Annotated in this window: 24 protein-coding genes; 11 read left to right on the top strand and 13 right to left on the bottom strand. The window is 47.5% G+C overall.

What is annotated here, in order from left to right; genetic code table 11:
* Positions 1–291: 291 nt before the first annotated feature.
* The 5 genes from QT990_RS31215 to QT990_RS31195 form a co-directional block, all read right to left on the bottom strand.
* On the bottom strand, positions 292–759 hold the full coding sequence (locus tag QT990_RS31215; RefSeq protein WP_333466187.1) for an NUDIX domain-containing protein: 468 nt from the start codon (positions 757–759) through the stop codon (positions 292–294).
* Positions 760–796: 37 nt separating this feature from the next.
* On the bottom strand, positions 797–1,522 hold the full coding sequence (locus QT990_RS31210) for a peptidase (protein WP_333466186.1): 726 nt from the start codon (positions 1,520–1,522) through the stop codon (positions 797–799).
* Between the two features lie 185 nt (positions 1,523–1,707).
* Positions 1,708–1,947 (bottom strand): preprotein translocase subunit SecG, encoded by a 240-nt coding sequence (gene secG, locus QT990_RS31205; protein ID WP_333103648.1) that lies wholly within the window; start codon positions 1,945–1,947, stop codon positions 1,708–1,710.
* Positions 1,948–2,426: 479 nt separating this feature from the next.
* Positions 2,427–4,028, bottom strand: a complete 1,602-nt coding sequence (gene gpmI / locus QT990_RS31200; protein ID WP_333143327.1) for a 2,3-bisphosphoglycerate-independent phosphoglycerate mutase — start codon at positions 4,026–4,028, stop codon at positions 2,427–2,429.
* A 426-nt stretch (positions 4,029–4,454) separates the two neighbouring features.
* The gene (locus QT990_RS31195; RefSeq protein WP_333143328.1) at positions 4,455–5,150 is read right to left on the bottom strand and encodes a retropepsin-like aspartic protease; all 696 of its coding nucleotides are present in this window, start codon (positions 5,148–5,150) and stop codon (positions 4,455–4,457) included.
* 230 nt (positions 5,151–5,380) lie between these two features.
* On the opposite strand from QT990_RS31195, the gene QT990_RS31190 reads away from it, so the two are divergent.
* The 4 genes from QT990_RS31190 (at position 5,381) to QT990_RS31175 (ending at position 9,925) form a co-directional block, all read left to right on the top strand.
* Positions 5,381–7,327 carry a hypothetical protein gene (locus QT990_RS31190; RefSeq protein WP_333300628.1) on the top strand — a complete coding sequence of 649 codons (1,947 nt, stop codon included), beginning with the start codon at positions 5,381–5,383 and terminating at the stop codon, positions 7,325–7,327.
* A 215-nt stretch (positions 7,328–7,542) separates the two neighbouring features.
* On the top strand, positions 7,543–8,307 hold the full coding sequence (locus QT990_RS31185; protein WP_333143330.1) for an MORN motif-containing protein: 765 nt from the start codon (positions 7,543–7,545) through the stop codon (positions 8,305–8,307).
* 102 nt (positions 8,308–8,409) lie between these two features.
* Entirely contained in the window at positions 8,410–9,126 is a 717-nt protein-coding gene (locus QT990_RS31180; protein ID WP_333143345.1) for an MORN motif-containing protein, read from the top strand.
* Between the two features lie 178 nt (positions 9,127–9,304).
* Positions 9,305–9,925 (top strand): DUF6391 domain-containing protein, encoded by a 621-nt coding sequence (locus QT990_RS31175; protein WP_333143331.1) that lies wholly within the window; start codon positions 9,305–9,307, stop codon positions 9,923–9,925.
* Positions 9,926–10,009: 84 nt separating this feature from the next.
* Here QT990_RS31175 and QT990_RS31170 read toward each other — a convergent pair whose 3' ends face one another.
* Positions 10,010–10,759 carry a Uma2 family endonuclease gene (locus QT990_RS31170; protein ID WP_333143332.1) on the bottom strand — a complete coding sequence of 250 codons (750 nt, stop codon included), beginning with the start codon at positions 10,757–10,759 and terminating at the stop codon, positions 10,010–10,012.
* Positions 10,760–10,953: 194 nt separating this feature from the next.
* On the opposite strand from QT990_RS31170, the gene cax reads away from it, so the two are divergent.
* Positions 10,954–12,054 (top strand): calcium/proton exchanger, encoded by a 1,101-nt coding sequence (gene cax / locus QT990_RS31165; protein ID WP_333143346.1) that lies wholly within the window; start codon positions 10,954–10,956, stop codon positions 12,052–12,054.
* 200 nt (positions 12,055–12,254) lie between these two features.
* Here the strand turns inward: cax and QT990_RS31160 are convergent, their stop codons facing one another.
* The 3 genes from QT990_RS31160 to QT990_RS31150 all read right to left on the bottom strand — a co-directional run bounded on the left by QT990_RS31160 (position 12,255) and on the right by QT990_RS31150 (position 15,706).
* On the bottom strand, positions 12,255–12,971 hold the full coding sequence (locus QT990_RS31160; protein WP_333143333.1) for a Uma2 family endonuclease: 717 nt from the start codon (positions 12,969–12,971) through the stop codon (positions 12,255–12,257).
* Between the two features lie 99 nt (positions 12,972–13,070).
* Entirely contained in the window at positions 13,071–13,715 is a 645-nt protein-coding gene (locus QT990_RS31155) for a hypothetical protein (RefSeq protein WP_333466185.1), read from the bottom strand.
* 326 nt (positions 13,716–14,041) lie between these two features.
* Positions 14,042–15,706 (bottom strand): DUF655 domain-containing protein, encoded by a 1,665-nt coding sequence (locus QT990_RS31150; protein WP_333285224.1) that lies wholly within the window; start codon positions 15,704–15,706, stop codon positions 14,042–14,044.
* A 191-nt stretch (positions 15,707–15,897) separates the two neighbouring features.
* On the opposite strand from QT990_RS31150, the gene QT990_RS31145 reads away from it, so the two are divergent.
* The 3 genes from QT990_RS31145 to QT990_RS31135 all read left to right on the top strand — a co-directional run bounded on the left by QT990_RS31145 (position 15,898) and on the right by QT990_RS31135 (position 18,784).
* Positions 15,898–16,299, top strand: coding sequence for a DUF7682 family zinc-binding protein (locus tag QT990_RS31145; RefSeq protein ID WP_333285226.1), 402 nt, complete (start codon positions 15,898–15,900; stop codon positions 16,297–16,299).
* A gap of 75 nt (positions 16,300–16,374) precedes the next feature.
* Positions 16,375–17,565, top strand: a complete 1,191-nt coding sequence (locus QT990_RS31140; RefSeq protein ID WP_333285228.1) for a cysteine desulfurase family protein — start codon at positions 16,375–16,377, stop codon at positions 17,563–17,565.
* A 562-nt stretch (positions 17,566–18,127) separates the two neighbouring features.
* A complete protein-coding gene (locus QT990_RS31135) occupies positions 18,128–18,784 on the top strand; it encodes a hypothetical protein (RefSeq protein WP_333143339.1) in 657 nt (218 codons plus the stop codon).
* 71 nt (positions 18,785–18,855) lie between these two features.
* On the opposite strand, the gene thiL is transcribed toward QT990_RS31135, so the two are convergent.
* The 3 genes from thiL to QT990_RS31120 form a co-directional block, all read right to left on the bottom strand.
* The gene (thiL, locus tag QT990_RS31130; RefSeq protein ID WP_333466184.1) at positions 18,856–19,911 is read right to left on the bottom strand and encodes a thiamine-phosphate kinase; all 1,056 of its coding nucleotides are present in this window, start codon (positions 19,909–19,911) and stop codon (positions 18,856–18,858) included.
* A 32-nt stretch (positions 19,912–19,943) separates the two neighbouring features.
* Positions 19,944–20,258: a hypothetical protein gene (locus tag QT990_RS31125; protein ID WP_333058575.1), complete on the bottom strand. Its 315-nt coding sequence runs from the start codon at positions 20,256–20,258 to the stop codon at positions 19,944–19,946.
* Between the two features lie 344 nt (positions 20,259–20,602).
* Positions 20,603–21,727 (bottom strand): peptidylprolyl isomerase, encoded by a 1,125-nt coding sequence (locus QT990_RS31120; protein WP_333143347.1) that lies wholly within the window; start codon positions 21,725–21,727, stop codon positions 20,603–20,605.
* Between the two features lie 565 nt (positions 21,728–22,292).
* Here QT990_RS31120 and efp point away from each other — a divergent pair.
* The 3 genes from efp (at position 22,293) to QT990_RS31105 (ending at position 24,031) form a co-directional block, all read left to right on the top strand.
* Positions 22,293–22,850 carry an elongation factor P gene (gene efp, locus QT990_RS31115; RefSeq protein WP_333058573.1) on the top strand — a complete coding sequence of 186 codons (558 nt, stop codon included), beginning with the start codon at positions 22,293–22,295 and terminating at the stop codon, positions 22,848–22,850.
* Between the two features lie 200 nt (positions 22,851–23,050).
* Positions 23,051–23,608 (top strand): acetyl-CoA carboxylase biotin carboxyl carrier protein, encoded by a 558-nt coding sequence (accB, locus tag QT990_RS31110; RefSeq protein ID WP_333143343.1) that lies wholly within the window; start codon positions 23,051–23,053, stop codon positions 23,606–23,608.
* A gap of 30 nt (positions 23,609–23,638) precedes the next feature.
* Positions 23,639–24,031 (top strand): ArsR/SmtB family transcription factor, encoded by a 393-nt coding sequence (locus QT990_RS31105; protein ID WP_006631662.1) that lies wholly within the window; start codon positions 23,639–23,641, stop codon positions 24,029–24,031.
* Between the two features lie 129 nt (positions 24,032–24,160).
* Here QT990_RS31105 and QT990_RS31100 read toward each other — a convergent pair whose 3' ends face one another.
* Complete coding sequence (locus tag QT990_RS31100) at positions 24,161–24,931, bottom strand: GerMN domain-containing protein (RefSeq protein WP_333143344.1); 771 nt, start codon at positions 24,929–24,931, stop codon at positions 24,161–24,163.
* Positions 24,932–25,204: the final 273 nt, after the last annotated feature.

Below are 25,204 nucleotides of genomic sequence, written 5' to 3'. Positions count from 1 at the left end.
GGTTTTTAGCTGGCATTTTTGTAGAGATTGACTAAACTCCTTTTTTATTATACCCTATTTAAAGGTACAACAGCTTATCTAACCAAATAATTTGTTTGTAGTAAGGAACCGAGCTCTCTCTTAAAGCTTGCAGTCACTAAGCACTAAAGTCCTTACTACAAACTTAATTGCGATCGTATAACCGGACTAGATATTAACATTCGCGGACGCAAAAGTGCTTTAACAGGCTACTTATAGCGTAAAGTGAACAATGCACATCCTACATAAACAAGTGTGTGTATCCAAGACAGATTAACACTCCTTCCTCGCGTCCAAAAATGCTTTGACTTCCCTTAAAACTTGCCGATTCCCATCAAAAGTAATCAGCTTAACTGCATCCTCAAATGAACTCCAGGTCGAATTTTGCACTTCCTCTACTTGCAACTGAACTTCCATTGAATTTACAAAAGCCAAAAAATAAGTAACAGTCTTTTCAATTGATTCTCCTTCCTTTGCAGAGGAATAATGTTCCACAGAACTAGGCTTCCCTTCCTTAACAAAGGAATAACGTTCCACAAAACTAGGCTCCTCAAGCACTTCACAATCGCGGATGCCAGTTTCCTCCTCAAACTCCCGCTTCGCCGTTTCTAGCGCCGATTCTCCCTGATTCGCGTGACCTTTAGGAAACGCCCAATGTCCCGCTTGATGTTGAATCAACAAAAACAAACTATCAGTTTCAGTCGCAAAAACTGGCACAATGCCAAAAGCTTCATCTTTCATCTTTTTACTGACACGATTTTACATATCAAAACTAATATTACCACCCCAACCGAGTCGGCTGTTCATAAACGCGCTTCAAAGTATTGACATCCCTAGCCGAAATAGGCGGAGGGTTTCTCACTTGAGAAAAATAAAGCACATCAGTTTCCATCAAACTGTGGCCCCAAATTCCCAAAGCGTGACCCAACTCGTGCCGCGCCGTCGCCGGAATATACTTACCCACTTGAGTCGGATTCAAATAAACCGAAAACCGATGAGATAACACAGTTTTATCCCCATCGCGACGGGCGTACAATTCATAGGTAGCCTCTCCAGAGCGCGATCGCAAAACCCCTTGACGCAAAGGCGGAGCCCGACGTAAAATCCTAATATCAGCCCGCTCCGAACTATCCACCACTTCCAAAGGCAAATAAACCCCCCATTCCCGCACCACATCCAACACAGCCGCCACCCATTCTTCAGACTTATTAGCATCAACTGGACGCTCAACATAAACCTGAATCGGAAACTTAGACCACAACAAATGACCGAAATTCGGTGGCTTAACCTGGTCAAAATAATCACCGCTCTCGGTGGAATCTTGCCAATTGGCCAGCGTGGGCGGCAAAGGATGAACCTGTGGATTCGGGAAACTATTCGGGAGAGAAGAAAGACTCGTTGCCGGAGTATTAACCTGAGTAAAAACTATCAGGCTAAAACAACATAAAGCCAATCCCAAACCAGCCAGCAATCGAGGTTTTAATGTCACTTTCCCCAACCGCATTTTTGCAACCGCACTTAAATTTCATCTTTAGGGCGGGCTAGAAGCCCAACCCCTACACCCCACAATATTTATTTATGTGGCACGGGCGTCTCGCCCGTGAGCTAATGTGGCACGGGCGTCTCGCCCGTGAGCTAATGTGGCACGGGCGTCTCGCCCGTGAGCTAATGTGGTTAAAAATCCGAATTTTATAACTTAGGGGTCAACCAACCCGCACTCAAAATCACAGTCAAACCCATAAAAACAATAGACAGACCCCAAGTAATCCGGTTCAGACTCGTTTCTGCACTCTTGGCGCTGGTAAACAATTGAGCTTGTCCGCCAATCCCTCCAATACCATCGCCTTTAGGACTGTGCAGCAACACAAAAATCACAAGTCCTAAAGCAGACAAAGACCAGATAACTTGTAACACAGAAACAATATCCATAATCGGGGGTAATTGGTAATTAGTAATCGGTAATTTATTATCATATCAAATTCGGTCGATCGCGCACAATCTCCTCCGGGACACAGCATCGTACCCATTGTTGTCGAATTAAGCTGTTAGTCCGCCAGTCCGCCAGGGAATGAATTCCCTGTCTCAAAGCGAAAGTCCTCTTAAGAGGACTGAAAAGAAGAATTTTTGGTACTGCTGAATCCAAGTATGATTTTGCCTGATGGGGTAATTCTAAGTGCTTACGCTGTCAGCAGTGGGGCAACCACGGGGGGATTGCCCCTACAAATTTCATACCCCAATTCACCAACGCCGAATTTTTAAACTCATTAGTCCTCTTGAGAGGACTTTCGCTATTAGACAGGGAATTCATTCCCTGGCGGACTACCGGATGGGCGGGAGGACTGGGCGGATGACAGCTTAAGTTGACACCAATGCACGGCGCCGCCTTTGTCCCTAATCCTGCGTCCCTACTACAATCGGACTCGCACCGGAGTGCGATTGGCGCGAACTTCAAAATTAGCGGGTTCAATCATAGAACGTCCCGTCATCTCCGGGGGCTGAGGCAACCTCAACAGCTCCAGAATCGTCGGCGCAATATCCGCCAAAGAACCATCCGCCCTCAGAGGAACATCCGTTCCGTGGCCCGGAATCTTCAGACCTTCACCTTCTACCAGAATAAACGGCACGGGGTTAGTAGTGTGAGCCGTCCAGGGATTCCCGTCATCGTCAAACATCTGCTCAGCATTTCCGTGGTCAGCAATAATAATTGCCGTTCCCCCAGCTTTACTAATGGCGCTTACCAGCCGCCCCAAACATTTATCCACAGTTTCGATCGCAATTATCGTCGCATCCATCATCCCCGTATGACCCACCATATCCGGGTTAGCGTAGTTAATCACCATCAACGAATAGATGCCTTTTTCCAAAGCCGTCACCACCCCATCCGTCACCAAATCCGCCGACATCTGGGGCGCCTCATCGTAAGTCCCCACCATCGGACTCTGCACCAACTCCCGGTGTTCCCCGATAAAAGGCTCTTCCAGACCCCCATTAAAAAAATAAGTCACATGAGCGTACTTTTCAGTTTCCGCCGTCCGCAACTGCTGCAAACCGTGCTTAGAAATCACCTCGCCCAGAATATTGTTCAAATTCTGCGGTTCAAAAGCCACCATTACCGACGACAACTTCGGGTCGTACTGAGTAAAACTCGCAAACGCCAGCGGCTCAATTAACTGCCGTTGAAACCCCTTAAAATCGGGCACCACAAAAGCCTGAGTCAATTCTCTAGCCCTGTCCGGGCGAAAATTAAAGAAAATTACCCCATCCCCCGATGCCACAGCCCCCGGAGCAATCCGAGTCGGAACTGCAAACTCGTCGGTCACTCCTTCAGCATAAGAGGCCTGCAACACATCAACCGCCGATCGACCGTCAGGCGCACCCTCAGTCGTCATCACCTCGTAAGCCCGCTGCACCCGATCCCAGCGCTTGTCCCTGTCCATCGCGTAGTAGCGGCCGCTGATGGTCGCAATCCGACCCACCCCTACCTCTGCGATATAACTTTCAATCTTGCCTAGAGCTTCGACACCCTCTTTCGGAGTAGTATCACGGCCGTCTGTAATCGCGTGAATGCAAACATCCGAAATTCCCTGTGCTTTTGCTAATTGCAGCAAACCCTTAATATGACTGAGATGGGAATGAACCCCACCTTCAGAACAAAGACCAGTCAGGTGCAACTTGCCGCCCGTGGCGCGAACTTTCTCGCAAAGCCCAACCAGCGCTTTATTGTTGAGCAAAGAACCGTCTTCCACTGCATCCGAGATCCGCACCAACTCTTGAGGAACCACGCGACCCGCGCCCAGATTCAAGTGACCAACCTCTGAGTTACCCATTTGTCCGTCTGGCAGCCCTACCGCCCGGCCCGATGTTTTAATCAGAGTTCTGGGATAAGCGGCCCAGAGACTGTCCATCACGGGTGTTTTCGCAGTGGCGATCGCATTTCCGTCTTTTTCTTCACGATAACCCCAGCCGTCTAGAATAATCAGCACTACAGGAGATACAGACGCTTGTGCCATGTGAATACCTTATTTACAATAATTAATTTCTCGATTTTCATGATTTCCGATTTTGCGGAACATCTGCCGCTAATCAGTTTACATATTTTCTCGGCTCCGGCTGAACAATGCCAACCAAAATTCCCTTAGCCACAGCATTGTGGGAACTAATCTCGACCTGCTTTGGGAATTGTTTAATTGATTGCCTTGGGCTGTACTGTGAATGCACAGTCGGAGGCTGTTACCTATCTCACCAACAGCGACCCTGCTTTTGCGGCCGCATTTTCACGAATTGTTTAACGGTAGGTTGCTATTTAAACACTAAAAAGAATACCACAGATGGCGGACTTTTACTACTGCCTCAAGGAATAGATTAAACAGCTTTGACTGGGCTGGGAATAACTTTAAACCAGTTGAGCAAAAATCCGTTTCCGAATCGGCTCACTTTCAGCGGACATAAAATTCTACAACATCTTTTTTAATTTTGACATCGTAATTGCCAAAGAAATCGTGACCGAGCAGACCTATTGGCATTTGTTTGGCGATCGCCACTTCGACATTTTGGATCGCAGCACCCCCAACCCGAATCGATCGCACTACGCCGATGGGGAACTCGACAAAGCTACCGTCAGCGATCCCCGCTCTGATGGTACGCACCGGCCTCACTCCCAGTGCAGTAGCCATCCGCTGAGAAATCAAAGTGCCACTGGCGCCGGTATCGAGAATCATCTCAAAAGTCTGGTTGCCGTTAAATACCACATCAATCACCGGCGTCCCGCCTGCGCGACGCTTGATTTTAGCTTGAAATACCTGTGGATTCCCCGGAGGCTTCGCCCGTTGATTTGCTGGGGGTTTGGCACCACCATTTGACGGGTTCCAAAACTGAGAGTACAATTTGCCAGTTGTCAATCCCGATCCCGTTATAGTGCGATTCCCTACCCTTCGGGAACCCCTGCGGGGAACGGGATAGCTGCGCCGCGCGTGCTGCTGGGAACTCACATCGGGCATCAATGTCATCACCTGGGTTTCTGGCTGATGTGAATCAGAATGCACCTGGCCGCCCCCCACCGATCCCACACCCACCAAAACGGTCGCAAAAACAAAGCCCGATCGCCAAATCCGCTTGAGAATCACTTTTGCCATGATCTAAATACCTTGATTGCTTCAATATTTCCCACAACGACCGCCATTGATATCCTAACTTGCTCCACAAAACCCAGCGGCCGAAGAGTCCGATCGGATCGTGAGGAAAACTTGGCAATTTTCAAGCGATCGCATAACATCGAACACAGATAAACTGATAAACGGCAACAGGCTGTAATTGCAGAGCCTTGTTGGATATCTTGAAATTAAGCATTTGGGGACGATCGGCAATGCACAAACTTTTATATTTTGCAACTATAGGACTACTAGCTTTCTCGATCGCAGGCTGTGGTGGCGAGGGCAGCAACACAGCCAGCCCCAGCCCCAGCCCCAGTGCAGCCTCTCCATCTCCGGCAGCCTCTGCCAGCCCCACCCCAGGAACTCAGACATTCCAGTCTCCAGTAGTAGCGGCCCAGCCTCCAGGGTTAATTCGATCGACCAACCCAGACGAACGAGCGAGACAGGCTCAAACAGGCATCGGCAACAACAAAAACAGGAATCCAACGCTTCCGCTTCAGCCGGTGCCCCAAGGCCCTGTGACACCGAATCCTTCTCAGTTAGACCCCTTTGGGCCGCTGCCACCGATCGCAGTTCAAAACCCTCCCGGAGTTGGCGATATCCCCGGCGGAGTCCCAGCAGGGCCCATGACAGCCAATCCGTTGCCCAAACTGCCACAGCGACAGGTGGCAATGATACCTAAACTGCCAGAACTATCCCGCCCAGTCCAAATTGGAGGAACTAAGCTCAGAGGCCCGGCCGCTCCCCAAATCAATCTCAGCCCGACAGCAAGACGCGTTGTCAACGAATTCAGGACGCTTCAGGCTTTGCTAGACGAGACCACACAAAACTCTGAGTACGATAGGGATGTGGGTACATTGGTCGACACTATTTACGGAACATTGAGAGAGGATAATGTTGGTGTAGTCAGACGAGAGTTACTACTAACTAACCGACCATTATTCAGAAGAATAGAAAAGGCCCTGGATGAATATCGGACAGCCTCAAACTTGTGGGACATTTATGGAGAAAGATCACCTGCTGATGCTCTCCGATGTTCCATCGTGCCGGAAATTGCCGAGGCAATTGAGGTATATCGACCGCCGACAGTAAGAAGGGGGGAACTTTCTTGCGTGACGCGAGGAAATTTGCTGCAAGCAGTTTGGCGACAGGGTAAGAATAGACTTGATGCAGCCCTCCGCGATCAAGACTATGAGGCGCGAACAATCGCAAAAGCTCCTCTTCTGCCAGTTCTATCCGAAAGTCCGACAAATCGTCAGCCCGAAGGCGAGAGGGCCCTGGGTCGGGAATTAGCCCGGTTGCCAGAAGTGCCTGGGCTAAACCCCCCGCCAGTAGGGCGTCGCCCAGCGGGATCACCGTTAATAGCAGCGGGCCCCGGAGATCCTTCTCTGCCGGGAGGCGAAGGCGTGGAAGTTGGCTCCCCGCGCCAAGTTCCGGGACTTAATGCGCCTCAATTGGGCAGTCGCCCCGGACAGCCAGGTTTTCCCGGAGGCGAAGGCGCGCAAATAGGCTCGCCGCGCCAAGTTCCGGGACTCAATACGCCTCAATTGGGCAGTCGCCCCGGAGATCCTTCTCTGCCGGGAGGCGATGGATCGGAAATTGGCTCGCCGCGCCAAGTTCCGGGACTCAATACGCCTCAATTGGGCGGCCGTCCAACTTCATCACCAACTACCGGTAGGAATCCGCGCCGTCCTGCACCCCCGCGCCCGCCCCAGCCCATTGCAGCTAGACCCATAGGAGTGCCGGATCTGCCGGAACTGCCAGTAGACAAGCGCCCGCCCCAGTGGAGAGACCCCAATCCCCCACCTCCTCCCCAGATACCCGTAGTTCCTGCAGCACCGCCACCGCCTTCTACTGACCTCGCTACAGGCACTGAAGTCAGTGGGGTGGTAAAAGTCGGGAACGAGACGCAAGTGATTGTCAAAGTACCGAATGAACCAACCAGCCGATATGTCAAAGTCGGGCAGCGGTTGTCTAACGGGCAAGTGTTGGTGAAGCGGGTGGATATCAAGCCCGGAGGAGATCCCGTCGTAATTCTAGAGGAAAACGGCGTTGAGGTAGCCAAAGGTGTTGGCGAAAAACCTGCAAGTCGCGAACAAAAACCCGCCAATGCAGTTATTAGCCGTCGGCCAAATCCGAATAGCTCAACGCGGCGCTGAAAATTGACATTAAAGCATGAAAAATGCTAAGGGCAAAAACTCTAATTTTTGCCCTTAGGGTTTATGGCTGATATCGAATCTGAAGGTAAAATTAATATAGAGTGAGTTAGTCGCTTCTGGGAAGAAACATTAGGGATTAAAAAATAGAAGACTTTTCAGCGAGTCTTAGCTTCTATAAAATCCCTATTAGTAATGGAAGTCAAAGGAGATTTCTCATGCTCGGTTCAATTCAAAAATTAGGGATGGTGATATTAGTTGCTTCTTGTATAGGCAGCGCCACTAATCTCTTGAATCCCCAGCCATCAATGGCTCAACCAACACCACAGCCAACACCAGAGGCAAAACCCGAAGAAGAAAAACGCTCTCCCTTCTGCCAAGGAAATCCTCCGACGGGAAGAGTGAAATGCAATTACGAGACAGGCGATAATTACGAGGGAAACTTCGTTAACGGCCTCCCCGACGGCAGTGGAGTCTACGTTTACGCTAATGGCGATCGCTACGAAGGACAATTTCGGAAGGGAGTGCCCAATGGTAGAGGGACATTCATTTTTAAAGATGATGCCCGCTACATAGGCGTGTTCCAAGACGGCACGATGAGATATGGGACGGTGGTTTTCCCCAACGGTGAGCGCTACGTGGGAGACTTCGGAGTCGTCCAGAACCTTCAGACTAATGTTATTAGCAGCCAACCAGCAGGGCGGGGTCAATTTTTTTACTCCAACGGCGATCGCTACGAAGGACAATTCTTTGCAGGTTCGCCCTTTGGCCCAGGGGTATTAGTACGCAAAGACGGCACTCGCTGTTCCGGCAGATTTTTTAATCAAGAACTAGATGCTAGTGTCACCTGCACTTTCCCCAACGGTACGCGCTATGAAGGAGAATTGCGAAAGGGAGTGCCTCACGGTGTCGGAACGATGATCGATGCTAGCGGCAGGCGCTTTCCGGGGGTATTTCGCAACGGCAAACGCGGAGTTTCGTAAAGCATAAATTGAGGTTTTCAGGCCACTTTTGACCAGAAATCGGACAAAAGACAAATGACGAAGCAAAATAATATCCAGAAGCGTATAGGAGAGACTTTGTTAATGATTTCCCGTTTTAAAACCAGTGGAATCGCTCTATTAGTTACATCAGTGTTGGGAATTGGTAGTTACGCGACTTATCCCTTGCCATCAATGGCGCAAGTAGGGGTAGGAGCTCCGAGTGGTCGTTGCGTCCCAGCTATCGCTACAGGTAGAGTTAGGTGCGACTATGACGGCGGTGATAGCTACATCGGACAGTTCGTTAACGGTTTGCCGAGTGGCACTGGGGTATACGTATATTCCAACGGCGATCGCTATGAGGGGCAGTTCCGTCAAGGCCAGCCAAACGGTCGAGGACAATTTATATTTAAGGACGACGCCCGCGTCGAGGGCATATTCCGAGATGGCAGAATCAGCTCCGGGACAGCTATTTTTACTAATGGCGATCGCTATATAGGCCCGTTTTCTCTGGATTGGAAAGTGGGTACGCCGACAGGACAGGGGCAATTCATTTTTGCTAACGGCGATCGCTTTGTCGGTCAATTTTTAGGGGGCAAGCCTTTGGGTACGGGGGTGTTCACCCGCGCTGACGGTACCCGGTGTTCGGGACAGTTCTATAATCAAGAACTCGATGCTAGGGGTAGCTGCGCGTTTGCTAATGGTATCCGCTATCAGGGAGAGTTCCGCAAGGGATTGCCTCACGGCAAAGGGACAATTATCGATACCAGTGGCCGGCGGTTTCCGGGAGTGTTCCGCGACGGCCAGCGGCTCGAACGATAAACTGGAAATAAGTGCGCTCTATTAGTAAGGGCAGGTTGAGGGCTAATAATTTTTGCACAAAACCTGCCCTTGCTAGGTTTTAAAGTCACAACTATTGATAATTTACGATCGGCTTTTTCTCAACCGAATTGCTAATCTTAAATATCCACTTAATTGGAGTTAATGGAGGCGTTTTGATATGACAACTACTGCTTCTGCTTCCGGCCACACCGGCCAGTTTCCCTTCGACTTTGCCCCGCAGCGGACTCAAGATGCTGATTTGTTGCGACAACTCAATTTTGTGCCCGGTTTGAAGGAAGTCTTGACTTTGCGCCAAGTTCATGCTTTGGAACACGCTACTGTTTGGGTACTAAGCCAATCGTTTGGTGCGACGACAGCAAGAACCGATAATGAGTTATTGGGCGGAATGTCCACAGACCAAGGGTTTTATCTTTATGGTCACGTTAACATTGCACAGTTGCGTCAGGCAGTGCGCGAGGCTTTGCAGCGGATTGCCAGCGGAGAGTGGGATTTAGCTGTACATCCCCGCTGTGGCACGAATTTGTCGGTGGCAATGCTGCTAACGGCAGGACTTGCTGTTGGCATCAATTTAGCCCTGCCTCGCGGGCCGATTCTACAACTTTTAGGTTTGGGTGCAGCGGCGGCTGCTGCGGCTCAGTTAGCCCCTGATGTGGGAGCTCTGGCTCAGCGGTACGTCACCACTGCTATTCCGTTTAATTTGAGTGTTGTTGATATTACTGTAAGTCACGACTTCTGGGGACGCGAAGCTCATTTTGTGCGGGTGCGTTGGGTTGAATAGCTGCACAGTATCAAGCCCACCTCAAACAACAGAATACCCAGATCCCCGACTTTTTTAAGAATTCGGGGATCTGACAGAAACCTCCTAAATGCGATCGGGATCTACTCCTAATTCTCGCAACCTCGCCGCCAATCTTTCCGCCCGTTGGCGCTGCTCATCAGCTTGCTGCTCAAGTTCCTGGAACCGAGCTTGTTCTGCTTTAATCAACCCTTCAACTAATGGCGGAGACAGTATTTCATTCACTGATAATGTCAGATTAGGAAATACTACAGACACTATTTGTTGCCCCGCCCTAAAATCAGTCTGCGTATAGATGTCTTCCCCTTCAGGAAAGGCTAAAACTCGCACCAATTCCTTGTTAGGTGTAGGGTCAACAATTACATATTCAGGTACGTTAGCTAGTTCGTACTCAGCTCGTTTAATCACATAATCTGCGCGCCGATTTTGACTCACTACTTCTATGACTAACAGGGGCTTTTCCTCAAAATCGAGGATACCAGAACCTGGTCTAGCACCAGCTTGTTCCAAAAGACTTTGAGTGCAAACAACTACATCAGGAATCCGAGATGTATCTTCTTCTGTTCTTACTCCCAGACCTGTTTTTGCTACTAAGTCAAGATTGTGTTCAGCTAGGTAACGCTGCAATTTGTAAACTAAATATTCGCAAATTTTGATATGTAAAACTGTGGCGGTTGGCATCGGAATTAATTTGCCTTTGTACAGTTCATATTGTAGATCGGAATCAGTTTGATAAAATCGGTATTCTTCAAAGGTTAAGGTTGGTGAAGTATCAATTTGCTTTGATTCAACAACTGGCACTACAGATTGAGACATATCTTTTCACCGATGTCGATATAATTCTATTATATTCAATCTGCCTCGCTCTGGGTGCATTTCCGGTTAAAAATTCCCATTTATCGATCGCACTTGCCAGCAGAATTGTCAGAGAATAGTTGAATAGTGTAAAATCAACTTTGCGATCGCCCCGACAACTCGACATCACCCTTCCTTACACCATCCGAGTTCCTATGTCAATCAAAAAGATTCTTTCCATAGCGCTGTTAATTTTTATCCCCATTTCCATCGCCGCTGAGTATTTGCACTGGGGTTCCCTCGCAGTTTTCATCACATCCGCTTTAGGCATTATACCTCTGGCGATTTGGTTGAGCACAGCAACAGAAGAAGTGGCGATCGTTACAGGCCCCTCCATAGGCGGCTTATTAAATGCAGTCTTCGGCAATGCTACGGAATTAATTATTGCCATAGTTGCCCTGAAAGCCGGCTTAATTGACATTGTGAAAGCCAGCATAACCGGTACAATTATCAGCAACTTGCTCTTAGTCATGGGATTTTCCATGCTGCTAGGAGGAATCCGCTACAAAGAACAGGAATTTAAGCCAATAATCGCGCGGGTGAACGGTTCCACAATGACTCTAGCAGTGATTGCCATCCTGCTGCCGACAATGGTAATTTACACCTCCAATGGAGTCGAACCCGCAGCCATTCAAAATCTTTCCTTAATAACTGCGATCGTCCTAATTGCAGTTTATGCTTTAACTCTGCTATTTTCATTAAAAACGCACAGCTATCTTTACGATGTTGGCTTAGTAGAACTAGAGTCAGAAAATCCTCAAAATACCAAAGAAGAATCTACTACGCACAAACCGAATTTGTGGTTGTGGATAGGGGTGCTAGTTGCCTCAACTGTTGCCGTTGCTTTTGAATCAGAAATTTTCGTTGGTGTTGTCGAAGAAACTACCAAAGGATTGGGATTAACGCCACTGTTTACAGGGGTAATTCTGTTGCCGATTGTTGGCGGCGCCGCTGAATATGTAACTGCGGTGGGAGTTGCGATGAAAAACAATATGGATTTGTCAGTTTCTGTCGCAATGGGTTCGAGTTTGCTAGTTGCTTTGCTGGTAGCGCCGGTGTTGGTGATTATCGGATTAGTGATTCATCAGCCGATGGATTTAAACTTCAATCCGTTTGAAGTAGTTGCAGTTGCCATCGCCGTGACAATTGCGAATCTAATCAGTATCGACGGGCGCTCTAATTGGCTCGAAGGAGTGCTGCTTTTAGCAACATATATTGTGTTAGGAGCGGCATTCTACTTTCACCCCATTACTTGATTTTCGCGGAACAGGCACTCCGACCTGTTCCACAAAAACTCAATTTTCTTAACTGGTTCCTAGGCTGTGCCTGGGAACCGATGTAAGCGAGGCTCTGCCTCGTTTGCTTTCATGAAAATTGGAGGCAGAGCCTCCGGATCTGCGTTACCAGGCTCTGCCTGGTAACGAGTAATTCCGAATCTCAAAAGGACACTTTAGTGCTAAATAGCGTCCGGGTCTATTCCCATCTCCCGCAAGCGCGCCGCCAGTCTGTCAGCTTGCTGTAATCGAGATTGTTCTTGTCTGATTAAATCTTCGACAAGTGGGGGAGAGAGAATTTGATCCACTGATAAAATCAAATCTGGAAACTGTAAAGACACGATGTTTTGCCCAGGGAAAAAATTCGCTTGTTCGTAAGCAGTCTCATTTTCCGGCAAAGTTACAACTCTGACCCTAGTCCGGTTAGGTTTAGGGTCTGCCATCCAATATTCCGGCACTCCAGCATTTTCGTATTCTGCTCTTTTTGTCACGTAATCTTGACGCTCGTTTTGGCTGACAACTTCAACAATTAACACTGGCGTTTCATCTAAATCGAAGACGCCAGCACCAGGTCTGGCAAGCAGTTGTTCCCAAAGACTTTGAGTACAAACAATCACATCAGGAATCCGCGAGGAATTCTCTTCCGTTCTCACTCCCACATTAGTTTTTGCCACCAAATCGAGATTGTGTTCAGCTAAGTAACGCTGCAATATGTAAACTAAGAATTCGCAGATGCTTGCGTGTAAAGCCGTTGCGGCTGCCATCGGTATTAATTTTCCCCTGTGAAGTTCGTAGAGAACGTCAGGTTCTCCCTCATAGACAAGATATTCTTCAAAAGTTAAGGTGGGCGAAGCATCAACTCGATCGGTTTCCGAAACAGGTAAAACAGACTGAGACATATTTATCCGCGCTCCGGTTTGAGTTCTCTTAATTAATTTTAGCCCTTATTCTTTTATTCCTCTGGGGTTAATTAAAAGAATTAGGTATTTTTCAAGCAGTTACGGACAGCGACACTGTTGAACAGGAAAACACTCTCGTCTGCAACTTCTTTTTCTGCCTTTACTGTCGCGACAATCAGATGTATCCCGACATTCTACCCGATCTTGACAAATTTGCTGACGGGGAAAAGTACCTAAGTTCTGTATAGAAACTTCAGCCGTAAGCGCACCCTGTTCTATAACTTGGTCATTTTCTTTAATTTCATAGAGAAACTTATTTTCTCCCTCTAAAACCGAAAAAGTTCTTGTTTTATGACTGTTACCCAACTTAAATGCAAAATCCTCGGAAAACTCGCCTTTGTCGTAACTTCTGTCGGTGTAGGGATAGGGGTTAGTTTCCATGCCATCAGTCACATTTTTAATCATCACCCTCCTGTTAGGGGCCGGAGGAGTTTTGCTGGAGACAAATCGAGCGCTTTGCGAATCAGGGGAGAAGACAGTACCGGCACACGGCCCTACATATTCAGTGCGCTTAAATTGAATCAAATTAATATTAAAAGCGTTTTCGTTTTTGACCCTAAATTGTGCTTCGCTAGTCTGCTGGGCGCTAACTGTGAAAGCTGCTAGCGTCAAAAAAAAAGCCCCCACCAAAATAGCTAGGAATTTGATTTGTGGCCTCCCCGTAATAAATCTGGCGTGTTTCATCTCTCTCTACCTCTAATGTGAATAGATAGCATTTTTTTTAGGAGTTATTTTAACTTGAGAGGTGAGGTGTTGTCAAAGTATATCGAATAGGTTTCTAGTGAGGGCTTGAGTCTTGGATGCTGAGTTTCCAAAGGAAGGGCGGAAGTTATGACTGTGAACTTTTTAGAGTCAGGAATGAAGTCCTGATTACTGAGATGTTGCACTATTGTCAATAAGCCTTTTATGAACGGGCAAGATGCCCGTTCCACAAAGAGTGAATTTTCTTGTGGAACAGGCATCTTGCCTGTTCTTGAGAATGGTGCAACATTTCAGGAGTACGAACTTAACTACCAAGTTACTCGATCGCGCCATCTCTCTAAAATCTTGTCCCCAACTCCCTGTACCCGTGCCACATCCTCCAAAGAGGTAAAACGTTGCTGTTGCCGCGCTGCAATAATTCTCTCGGCTAACTTCGGGCCAACCCCAGGCAAGGTTTCTAATTCTTCCTGACTCGCTGCATTCAAATTAACTAACTTTTTACCCGCAGCAATTTGAGGTTTAGCACTCGCAGATTTTGATGCTGCTTGTAGTGAATCGCACTCTTTTTTCTTAGCGTCAATTCTCTGTTTGATGCGGGGGGGAATTCCCAAGGTTGCACCTTTGTAAAGCCGATCGAACTCCCGCTCAAAATGGGCCGCAACTGTGGGACTTTCGATCGCCAGCAGCGTCTCGTCATTCCCGTGATTTGCAGCCTCACTCCAATTGTGAGAACCTGTAAGCACCGTTTTGCCGTCCACAACGCCGAATTTGTGGTGCAGGCGATCGCCCATTGGTAACAGCGGCACTCCCACCGTAGTCAGCGGCTTTCTCCAAGGGCGATTGTCAGTTTCTAACCCGCAATCTTGCATCAAAGTCGCCCCCATCATATCCAAACCTTCACTGTAAGAGCGATAAATAAAATTAGAGTCAATTAAAGCTCGCACCGCAACTCCCCGGCTAGCTTCAATTTCCAAAGTATTTGACAACCGCTGAGCCGAAAATACAAACAATGCCAAATCAACCGACTTTTTCGCACTACCTAAATTTCGATTTATCAAACTGTTAACGCTTTTTTCCCAAGGCAAAGTCGGAGAAGTCGGCGAAAATTGCACCCCAACTGTCGAATTCCCTACTCTTACTTTTTGCACTTGACGAAACGGCTTTTTGATGCCAAACTTGCTGTCCGGTTTGCCTTTGGGCCCGTCGCCCCACATGATGTTAAATTCTTGAGTAAATAGTTGCGCTATTTGAGCATTTTCAATTTTCAGCAAATTGTTCGCATTGCCGCGACTTGCTGCTGTCTTGAAATCGCCATGTATATCGCTTGTGGTAAAATTAGCAGAAGTGACGATTACCGTTTTGCCGTCAATTACCACAAATTTGTGGTGCATCAAACCGCTGCCTTTACTGCCGTCAGCAGTATCGTCAATTACAGGAATTCCCGCATCTTTGACAATTACCAAAGCATCGTTTTGCTTGATTTCATCGGCAGTCAATTTACCGTCTTTATTGCGATCGGCAAGTTGCACAAATTCGCTATAACGATCGCGCTCTCTTTCCGGTAATTTCGCCAATTCCTGGGCTGTAAAATCGCTCCAAGGGCGACTATACATATGTTCGACAATTAATCTAACTTTAATTCCCGATCGCTGTCGATCGGCCAAAACCCTCGCAATACCGGGCAAGCGAAACTCCTGAACCGCAACATCTACCGTCGATCCAGCACTAGCGATCGCCACAGCGATCAAGTTTTCTAAATCATCTCCAGGTCTAGTTTGCTGGCGGTAAGGCTCTGTATAACTCGAAGCGATCGACTGATTGAAGTATACTTGCAACAAGGGGTCTTGAGGCAATGGAGCCAGACTGAGAGGTAAATTCTGCACGTCTTGCTTTGTTTGTCCGCAGCCCGCCAGATTGATCGCCAGCAGCCCCGCACAACAGAAACCGAGTAAATGATAATACAATACAGCCACAAAATTTTAATAAATATAGAGGTTATTAGCCTTCTCACAGTTCAAAGCTATTGGATCAAGTAAAGTTACAACCTATTAAATTTATGCAAGGGAATAGATTTTACGTCTTGTAGAACTGCCTCGATGCCGGAAGCATCACTGGTAGGGTAGCAGCATTCAGGGGCGTGGGTCAAACCCGATACCGCTGCTTTATGGCTAAAAGAAAAAGAATTTTTCCGTGCGGTCACAAAGGATATGGTAAAGCGTGCCATCGCTGCACGCAAGAGTTGGTGGCGCAGCAGCAGTACGTTGAAGTGCTGACACAAAAACAAACCAAAAAACAAGAGAGGGAAGCATCATTTGCTAGAGATACCATCGATCTCAGAGGTCTGCCCGACCACGTAGTCACTAAAGCCCGGGCAATTATAGCAGCTTTGGGCGAAAATAAGAATTACAGAGATTTCGGCGGCAAACGCCTGCGTCACAACCGTTTAATAATCAGTATTCCTGTAACTCGCAACTACAGAATGCTTTGTGAAGATTGTGGCACTTTCTTAACTCCCCAAAAAGTTTTGTCGCACGAAGACTACAACGTCTGCAAACCAGGAAGTTAGTTATCAGTCATTAGTCATTAGTCATTAGTCATTAGTCATTAGTCATTAGTCCTTAGTCATTAGTTATTTAAAATCATGCAAATTTACCTAGACTATAGTGCCACAACACCCGCACGCCCAGAAGCGATTCAAGCCATGCAAAAAGCCCTGACTCAGCAGTGGGGCAATCCTTCCAGTTTGCACGAGTGGGGACAAAGGGCGGCGACAGCTTTAGAATTAGCAAGAATGCAGGTTGCTAGCTTGATTAACGCGCTACCGGAATCGATGATTTTTACCAGTGGTGGCACTGAAGCGGACAATTTGGCAATTATGGGAATTGCCCGTCTTTATACAAAGCCGCAGCATATTATTATCTCCAGCGTAGAGCATTCCGCAGTAGCAGAACCGGCGCGACAACTCGAACAGTTGGGATGGGAAGTGACGCGGCTACCAGTGGATAAATTTGGGCGCATTCACCCTTTGGATTTGCAAGAGTCGCTGCGATCGAATACAGTGTTAATTTCAATCATTTACGGACAAAGCGAAGTTGGGACGATCCAACCAATTGAGGCATTAGGACAAATTGCTCGCGATCGCAATATCATGTTTCATACCGATGCAGTTCAAGTTGCCGGCAAGCTGCAAGTTGACGTGCAAAAACTGCCCGTAGACTTGCTTTCCCTTTCCAGTCACAAACTTTACGGGCCGCAAGGTGCGGGGGCGCTTTACGTGCGTCCGGGAGTAGAATTAGTGCCAATGTTAGGCGGTGGTGGCCAAGAATTGAAACTGCGTTCCGGGACACAAGCGCTGCCGGTAATTGTCGGTTTTGGGGTGGCGGCGGAGTTAGCATTGCAGGAAATTGATGTGGAAACGCCGAGGTTAATTGGATTGCGCGATCGACTTTTTGACCGATTATCCCACGTACCCAGTTTAGTACCAACTGGCGATCGATATTGTCGGCTACCGCACCACGTCAGTTTTTGCATAGTCTCCCCTTCCTCCCGCCCTTATCAACAAAGAGATACAGGGCGAATCACAGGCAAAACTCTGGTGCGGCAGCTAAATTTAGCAGGAATTGGCATTAGTTCCGGTTCTGCTTGTAGCAGCGGCAAACTAACTCCCAGTCCGATATTATTAGCAATGGGATATGACGAAATCGGTGCAGTTGGTGGAATTCGCTTGACTCTAGGGCGAGAAACCACAGAAGCTGATATTGATTGGACAGTAATTGCGATCGAGCAAATTTTGGATAGATTAATGCCAAAGGTAGCATTATCTAGACGTTAGCATGAAAATATGCGGTTAAAATTCCAAATAAACCGGGTGTTTACGATTTTTATCGACTGTAATGAAGTATCTCCCAAAAACCCGGTTTCTGGCCACCCGCGCACAATCCAAATAATCTTTCATACATCCTGTAGGGGCGGGTTCACCAACCATAATTGCCTGAAATAAACAATCTAAAAAACCCGCCCCACCCAACCAACAATCATCATTTACATTTGGGCGATGCGAGGCAAATTTTAGGTTGACGTGGGTTATAGGTGGTGGCAGGGCGGGTTTATATAGATGGTTGGTAATTGTTATATATGGTTGGCGAACCCGCCCCTACAAAATATGGTAAAATTATGCTAAAATAAATACCGATGTTATTCACAACTCCCCAAGAATCATCATTTACATTTGGGCGAGGCGAGGCAAATTTTAGGTTGACGTGGGTTATAGGTGGTGGGAGGGTGGGTTTATATAGATGGTGGGTAATTGTTATATATGGTTGGCGAATCCGCCCCTACAAAATATCGTAAAATTATGCTAAAATCAATTCCGGTGTTATTCACAACTCCCCACAATGGAAGAAAACCGCGCCCAAGCCTATCTGCAATTAATTCACACTCTCCTGAATTGCCCCAACGGAGAGGAACCGCAGATTTTACAGGATAACTCCGAATTACTCGATCGCGGATTTATGGAAACCTGCGAGTTAGTAGCATCAACCTTAGCAGAACAAGGAGGGGAGAATGGCGCTAATTTCCTGCGAAATCTAGCCAGTCAGCTATGGCCACTCATCGAGATGAACGATCAGGGCAATAGCGAGAACTCTCAAGGCGAAAATTCCCAAGAGTATGCAAATTTTTTCATTGAATTATTGCAAGCAGAACAAGATAGCAATAGCGATATTGCAGTAATTTACCCAATGCTAGAGCAACGGCAACATCTCCTGAATGCCAGTTTTTCCGAGACTTTACAGCAAGTAAGTCAGAAGTTAATTACTGGCGAAAATGCCCCAACAATTAGCTCAATTATCGGTCTGATTGAAAATTTGAGTAGTCATATTAGTGAGTTTCCGAGTGGGAATAAAGGGAATAATATTGAAATTGCCATTGCGGGTTATCAAATAGTTTTAAATAATCGGGAGCCCGGTAGCGAAAAATGGACGCAAACCCAAAATAATCTGGCTACTGCTTACAATAACAGAGTCAACATTTCGGGGGCGGAAAATCTGTAACGGGCAAAAACCAGGCGGTTGAAACCGCCTCTACACAAACCAAGTCCGCCTATGCGGACAAGCGAGATAATTCAAAAGTGTTGAAATCCTCGATCGAGCTTTAATATAGCATCAGGATAAACACCGGTGCTATCAGTCAACCAGATATCGATGCTCTCAGTAGTGATTCCCACAATCGCGGCTGCGTTTCCTATTCTTTCCACTAATAACTGAGCATTTGTGATCGGCAAAAACAGCACTAACTCGAAGTCTTCTCCGCCGTATAATGCCCAATCTAAAGCTTGTTCTGGTGATCCAATTTCGCTGAAAATATCGGGAATTGGTATTTTTGTGCGATCGACTTTTGCGCCAACACCGCTAGCCCGACAAATTTGAATAATAGCATCTGCTAAACCGTCGCTACTGTCCATTCCGGCGATTGCAATTGGGGATGGAACCCCCCCCGGCCCCCCCTTAGCAAGGGGGGGACTGAGGGGGGGTTCCATCGCGCCTTCGGAAGCTAATATTTCCCAAACAACCGGCAAAACATCCAGCCTCGGTTTAGGGCACTGATGAGCGAGAATTAAGGAAGCTCGATCGACCTTTTCCAGATTTTGCCCGAATTCTGGATTTAACAGCAATTCTAATCCCGCGCGCGATGCTCCGTGAACCCCAGTAGCGACAATCGCCCAGCCCGATCGCGCATTTGACCGACTAATGGTACGATCGCACTCAACTTGTCCAAAAGCCGTAATCGCCACAGTCACCACGGGCGATCGCACAACATCGCCACCGACGATCGGCGTATCATATTCTTGCAAGCAAGCCGTCATCCCCCGATAAAACTCTTCAACCCACTCCACAGCCGTATCCCCCGCCACAGCGAGGGCTACAGTCACCGCCAGAGGTGTTGCTCCCATCGCAGCCAGATCCGACAAATTCGCCGCTGCGGCGCGCCATCCTGCGTAATAAGGCCCCGTAGTGCGATCGCTAAAATGCACTCCATCCACCAACATATCTGTAGTGATAGCCAGAGATTGGTTGGGATTTGTCGGAACTACGGCGCAATCATCACCCACTATTTCTGCGGGGCAGAATTTTTGCAATATTCTTAAAAGACCTTGTTCACCGATATCTTTAACTTGCATAATTTGGAATTAGTCGATCGCACTTTCTCAATTCACCATTCCTTACCAGAACTCGGCGGCAAGCGCAACCTAGGAAACCTATAAAAAGTATCTCCTTCATCATCTACCTCTAAAACCGCCGAAAAAATCTTAACTTGCCGAGTTAAATACTGCTGAGCAACTTCAGCCTCAACCCTAGCACTAGCAGCCAGTTGAATCAGCGAAATTTGACTGTTTTGAGTTTCCAACAACTGATAAAAAGCCTCATCCAACCGCTGCTTTTGCTTGTTTTCATTCACATTTTTGACAATCAACAAACCTGCGAAGCCGCCCAAACCCATTACCAATAAAAATTGTAAAATAGCCATATTTTCGATGGAATTCCTAATTTCAATAACGTAACTATAGCGGTTCTCAAGCGTGGTGAGGTATGCCCTATGCCCTATGCCCTATGCCCTATGCCCTATGCCCATGAGTACCTCATCTTTCTGAGAAAGGCTATATAAAAATTATCTCTTCTTCCAGCATGATTCCGGCGGGCTTTGTCTGTGTAAAAGTGATTTCAATCGCCGTTACCTTGCTTTATTTAGAAAAGATTTCAATGCCTGTCACTATTGATTTTTTCAGCCCGCGCAGGCGGGCTTTGTTTCTGTAAAAGCGATTTCAATCGCCGTCACTTTGGTGTCAAAGCGATTTCAATCGCCCTCATTAATTAAACTTGAGGTCGCACCAAATTTTCGATTCCTTTAACTACCTTAGCAGATACAATCTTGTCTCCCTGCTTCAGTTGCTCCAAAACTTCTTTTCCTTCAATCATGTAACCAAAAACAGCATAGCGGCCGTCCAACAGATTCAGACCAGCGGGCGTGAGTTCAGGTTCAAACAAGAAAAAGAAAAACTGAGAAGAAGCGCTATCAGGGTCAGTTTCTGTACGGGCCATTGCCACAGTACCGAAAGCAGAAAAAGGCAAAACAGGTTCGTCGCGATAACGCCCCGCATCTTCTAGAGTAATCCCGTAAATAGGTTCTTTTTCCTCCCTGACGAGCACTTCTAGCGGTATATTCCGGTATTTGCCAGTAGCTGGGTCAATAAAACCCTCTTCCTTGCCTTCGGGGTCTCCCGTTTGCAAAACGTAGGATTCTTCCGATCGAATAAACGGCAAACCGTCATAAAAACCTCGATCGACTAAATCCACAAAATTACCAGCCGTAACCGGGGCGCTGTAGCCGTCAACCACAACAGTAATTTCCCCTTTTTCAGTTTGTACAGCCACAGTAGCGCGCCCTTTCAGTTGAGGCAGATTAGCATACTTGGCAGGCACTTCAAACGGAAACTTTGTCACCATCAACTCTTCGATTTCGCCTACGGAACCTAGGATGGTGGCTTTCAAGTCAATCACTTTGTCCCTGTCTTTAGCCTCAACAGCCTTTTCCAGTTGAGCAATTTTCTCCTTGACTCCTGCAACTAGCGCCTCAGCTTGCGGCTTTTTGGCGTCGGGAATACTCTCTAAAAGGTCAGACTCCCGAAGGTTGAGAATCCTGGAAGCCTTGCTGACATCGCTGCTAATGGGCCCCCAACGTTTAGATCGTATGTGGTTGCCAATGTCTTCGAGACTGATTTGCAAATCTCGCACAGTCTGATTGTCAATAGGTAAAGCGAAGCGCAGCAGCGCCCGGCCGTCCGTAATCGCATTCCCTGCAGGCATACTGCTACTGGGGCGTTTGGCATGGGAGACTGCACTGAAACTCAGGGAGAGAGTGAACAGCAAGAGCGCTAAAGCGACGGTTTTGACCCAGCGCTTGCACGTATCGATCGAGAAATTAGGCCAATGCAACATAACTTTAACTTTTATTGCCTCTCTTATCTTCCCACAGCGCTGCCCGCCCGCCTTTGCTGCTACCCATCTAAAGTGTCTGTTGGTTTGGCTAGGGAGGATCTGCCCACTAACAACAGTCAATCGATTTTAGATTTTAGATTTTAGATTTTAGATTTTAGAGGCGACCCCACGGATAAATTCGGGGGTTCCTTTATCGGATACAGGTTTTTTATTTCTGGACGGATGAATCCGGGGGCTTGTATCCTGGATGCTTTCGGTCAACTGACAACAGCCCACTGCCCACTGCCATTAACATTTCAGTACAGCACTTGCTCCCTTTGAACGGTAAAATAAAATGCCAATTGCTTTTTGATGCCGTCAGCTAGACTGCGGCTTTAACCTGACCCGCTCAAAAACGGATACAATCCCCAGACTCCTGTCGTGGAGAGATCAAAATTTTAGACCAAGGTTCAATCTCCCAAATTCATCTGTGGAGTAAATCTAAAATCTAAAATCTAAAATCTAAAATCGACTGACTGTAGTTCCCCCGTGCCCAAAGGCGACGGGATTGCCCACAAAAATTTATATGATCTCCAGTAACGACTTTCGACCAGGTGTTTCAATTGAATGGAATAACGGCGTGTGGCGGGTTATCGAATTCCTCCACGTCAAGCCAGGAAAAGGCTCGGCTTTCGTGCGGACAAAATTAAAAAACGTCCAAACCGGAAACGTAGTAGAACAAACCTTCCGGGCGGGCGAGACTATGCCTCAAGCCAACCTGGAAAAGAGTGTGATGCAGCATACCTATAAAGAGGGCGACGAGTTCGTCTTTATGGATATGGAAACTTACGAGGAAAGTCGCCTCAATGCTAAGCAAATAGGCGATCGTGTCAAGTACCTCAGTGAAGGGATGGAAGTCAGCATCCTGCGCTGGAACGACCAAATCATGGAAGTGGAACTCCCCAACTCTGTCGTCTTGGAAGTGCTGCAAACCGATCCCGGAGTCAAAGGAGATACTGCCACTGGTGGCAGCAAGCCCGCGATCGTCTCCACCGGAGCTCAGGTTATGGTGCCTCTATTTATTTCCATTGGAGAACGGATTCGGATTGATACTCGTGAAGACAAGTACCTCGGCCGAGAGTAGAAACGAGGGAGAAAAAGGGAGTTTTTAGTTTTTAGTTCTGAGTTATGAGTTAAAGAAGTTAAAATTCAATACTCATCGCTCACAGCTTAAAAACTATCCCTTTTGCCTCCAAACTCGGTTAATTCTCCTAGCTTCGCCTGATTCGGAATTTTCAATTTTCAATTTTCAATTTTCAATTCTCAATTACCCTTGAATCTGCTGTGCAACTAGACATAAACCAGCTTTGTGACCTGCTAACTGTATTAGACAAAACTGGCATTTCGGAACTGACATTAAAAAGTGGGGATATTGAACTGACAGTACGCAAAGGCATTCTGGCAAGTTCACCAGGCACCTCTGCTGCGCTCCCTGCTGCCGTGGCGACTGTCGCTCCGATCGCCTTGGGCGCGGTTCCTAGCCCCACCTTAGCGTCACCTCCTGCTGTTGACCAAAATTTAGCAGCGGATCTGGCTGCCCCTGTACCCGTCGCCCCTGTCGCCGCACCTGCTGCCGTACCTGCTTCTGTAGATACGAAATGGGTGCCAATTATCTCGCCGATGGTAGGAACGTTTTATCGCGCTGCTGCTCCTGATGAGCCACCTTTTGTCAATGTGGGCGATCGCATCAAGGTCAGCCAGACAGTCTGTATTATTGAAGCGATGAAGCTGATGAACGAGATCGATGCTGATGAAGTCTCCGGTCAAGTGATGGAAATTTTAGTTCAAAATGGCGAACCTGTCGAATACGGTCAAGTGTTGATGCGAATTAATCCGGATTGAAGGATTACTTTATTGTTATGGACAGAATAAATGCTAATATTTCCCGATCACTTCTCTCCGGTGAGTTTGATGAAGTCATCCCAGCCTGTCCCGCAAGAGGTTGTGCAACAAGTTGCTGAGTATTTCAGTATTTTGAGCGAACCCATGCGTTTACGAATTTTGAACTTGCTTCGCGACGGCGAAAAATGCGTGCAAGAATTGGTGGAAGCTACTCAAACGAGTCAAGCCAATGTTTCTAAGCACCTAAAACTAATGCTCCAAGCTGGTATCCTCACTCGCCGGAGTGAAGGAACTTCAGCTTATTATAAGGTGCAAGACGAGCTAATATTCGAGCTGTGTAATATGGTGTGCGATCGGCTTGCCAGCCGGATCGAACAGCAAGCCCTACACTTTCGGGCATTTAGCCTAACTACGAAGCACTGAAAATTAGTTGCCAGTCCTCAATCCTCAATCCTCAGTCATGAGTCATCAGTTATCAATCCCTACTCTCTGCCTTCAGACCGATGACTAATGACTCCTAACTAATGACTTCTAACTAATGACTCATAATTACTAAAGGGGAAAATTTTTGTCAAAACTTTGGCGGGTACTCGGCTGAGCCACCTCCAAACCTTCGCCACCCAAAAGTTCTAAAGGCTTGCCTTCTACCGAAATCCAAACCTTGGTATTCGGTTGTAAACTCGTAGCCGTATAGATAACTTGCCCTAACCGGCCAGTCATCGAATTGCTCCCTCCCCCGGAAGTAAATTCTGCCGACAAATCGACATAAACTCCGTCATTCTTAACACTCAAACCCCTGAGTTTTGTCCCATTAGGAATTTCGCTAGAAACAGTTGCATCCTTTGGCCCGGCCAACAAACTGTTAAAAGCAGCTTGTAAAGCTGCATCAGGCTTGTCAGCTTGTTTGACAGCTACTTTCGTAGGAACTCCCTCAAATTTGCCGATCGCATCTTTAACCCAGTAGACTTGCACTGTCTGGACATCAGTCTGCGGCAAAGGCTTTGGCTGCGGTGACTTTGGGATCAGAGCGTTAGGCGTCTGAGCTGTAGGCGTCTGAGCTGTAGGCGTCTGAGCTGTAGGCGTCTGAGCTGTAGGCACTTGTACAGGATTTGGAGGGGGTACGGGGATAATTACAGCAGGAGATTCCGCAGGACTTGGGGACAGCGGCGGAGCCGTAGTTTGAGCAGAAGACTGCGTATCTGCGGGGCTGGGCGAACGGTTCGCTGTCCACCAGGCAATGCCCCCTCCCGTTAGTAAAGCCAACCCGCAAACACCGGCAATGACGGCTGTGGAGACGCGGCGTACTTCTTGTCCATCTTTCATAATACAAATTCTCCTTACAGATAGAGCGCTTGGGACGGTGAGGAGCGACTCTTGATCAGCTACATTTGTCTATGGTTAGATTCTGGAATTGACACAATTGCATTGCTGCTAGCGAACACTTTATAGCAAGCCCAACATATTCTGAATCCGACTATTGGAATCCTAGACCATAATATAAGATTTCGCCGTGGAGTATGTCACCAAAAAACTGGGTCTGAAGCCCCGTCCTTATAGGACGGCTTTACATTGAATTAAATCCCCTTTCGGGGTCGG

Origin of the sequence: Microcoleus sp. T3_B1 (assembly GCF_036700445.1) — a bacterium.
Taxonomy (GTDB): Bacteria; Cyanobacteriota; Cyanobacteriia; order Cyanobacteriales; family Microcoleaceae; genus Microcoleus.
The sequence above is the reverse complement of the archived record's forward strand: the minus strand, read 5'-3'. Positions and strand labels throughout refer to the sequence as shown.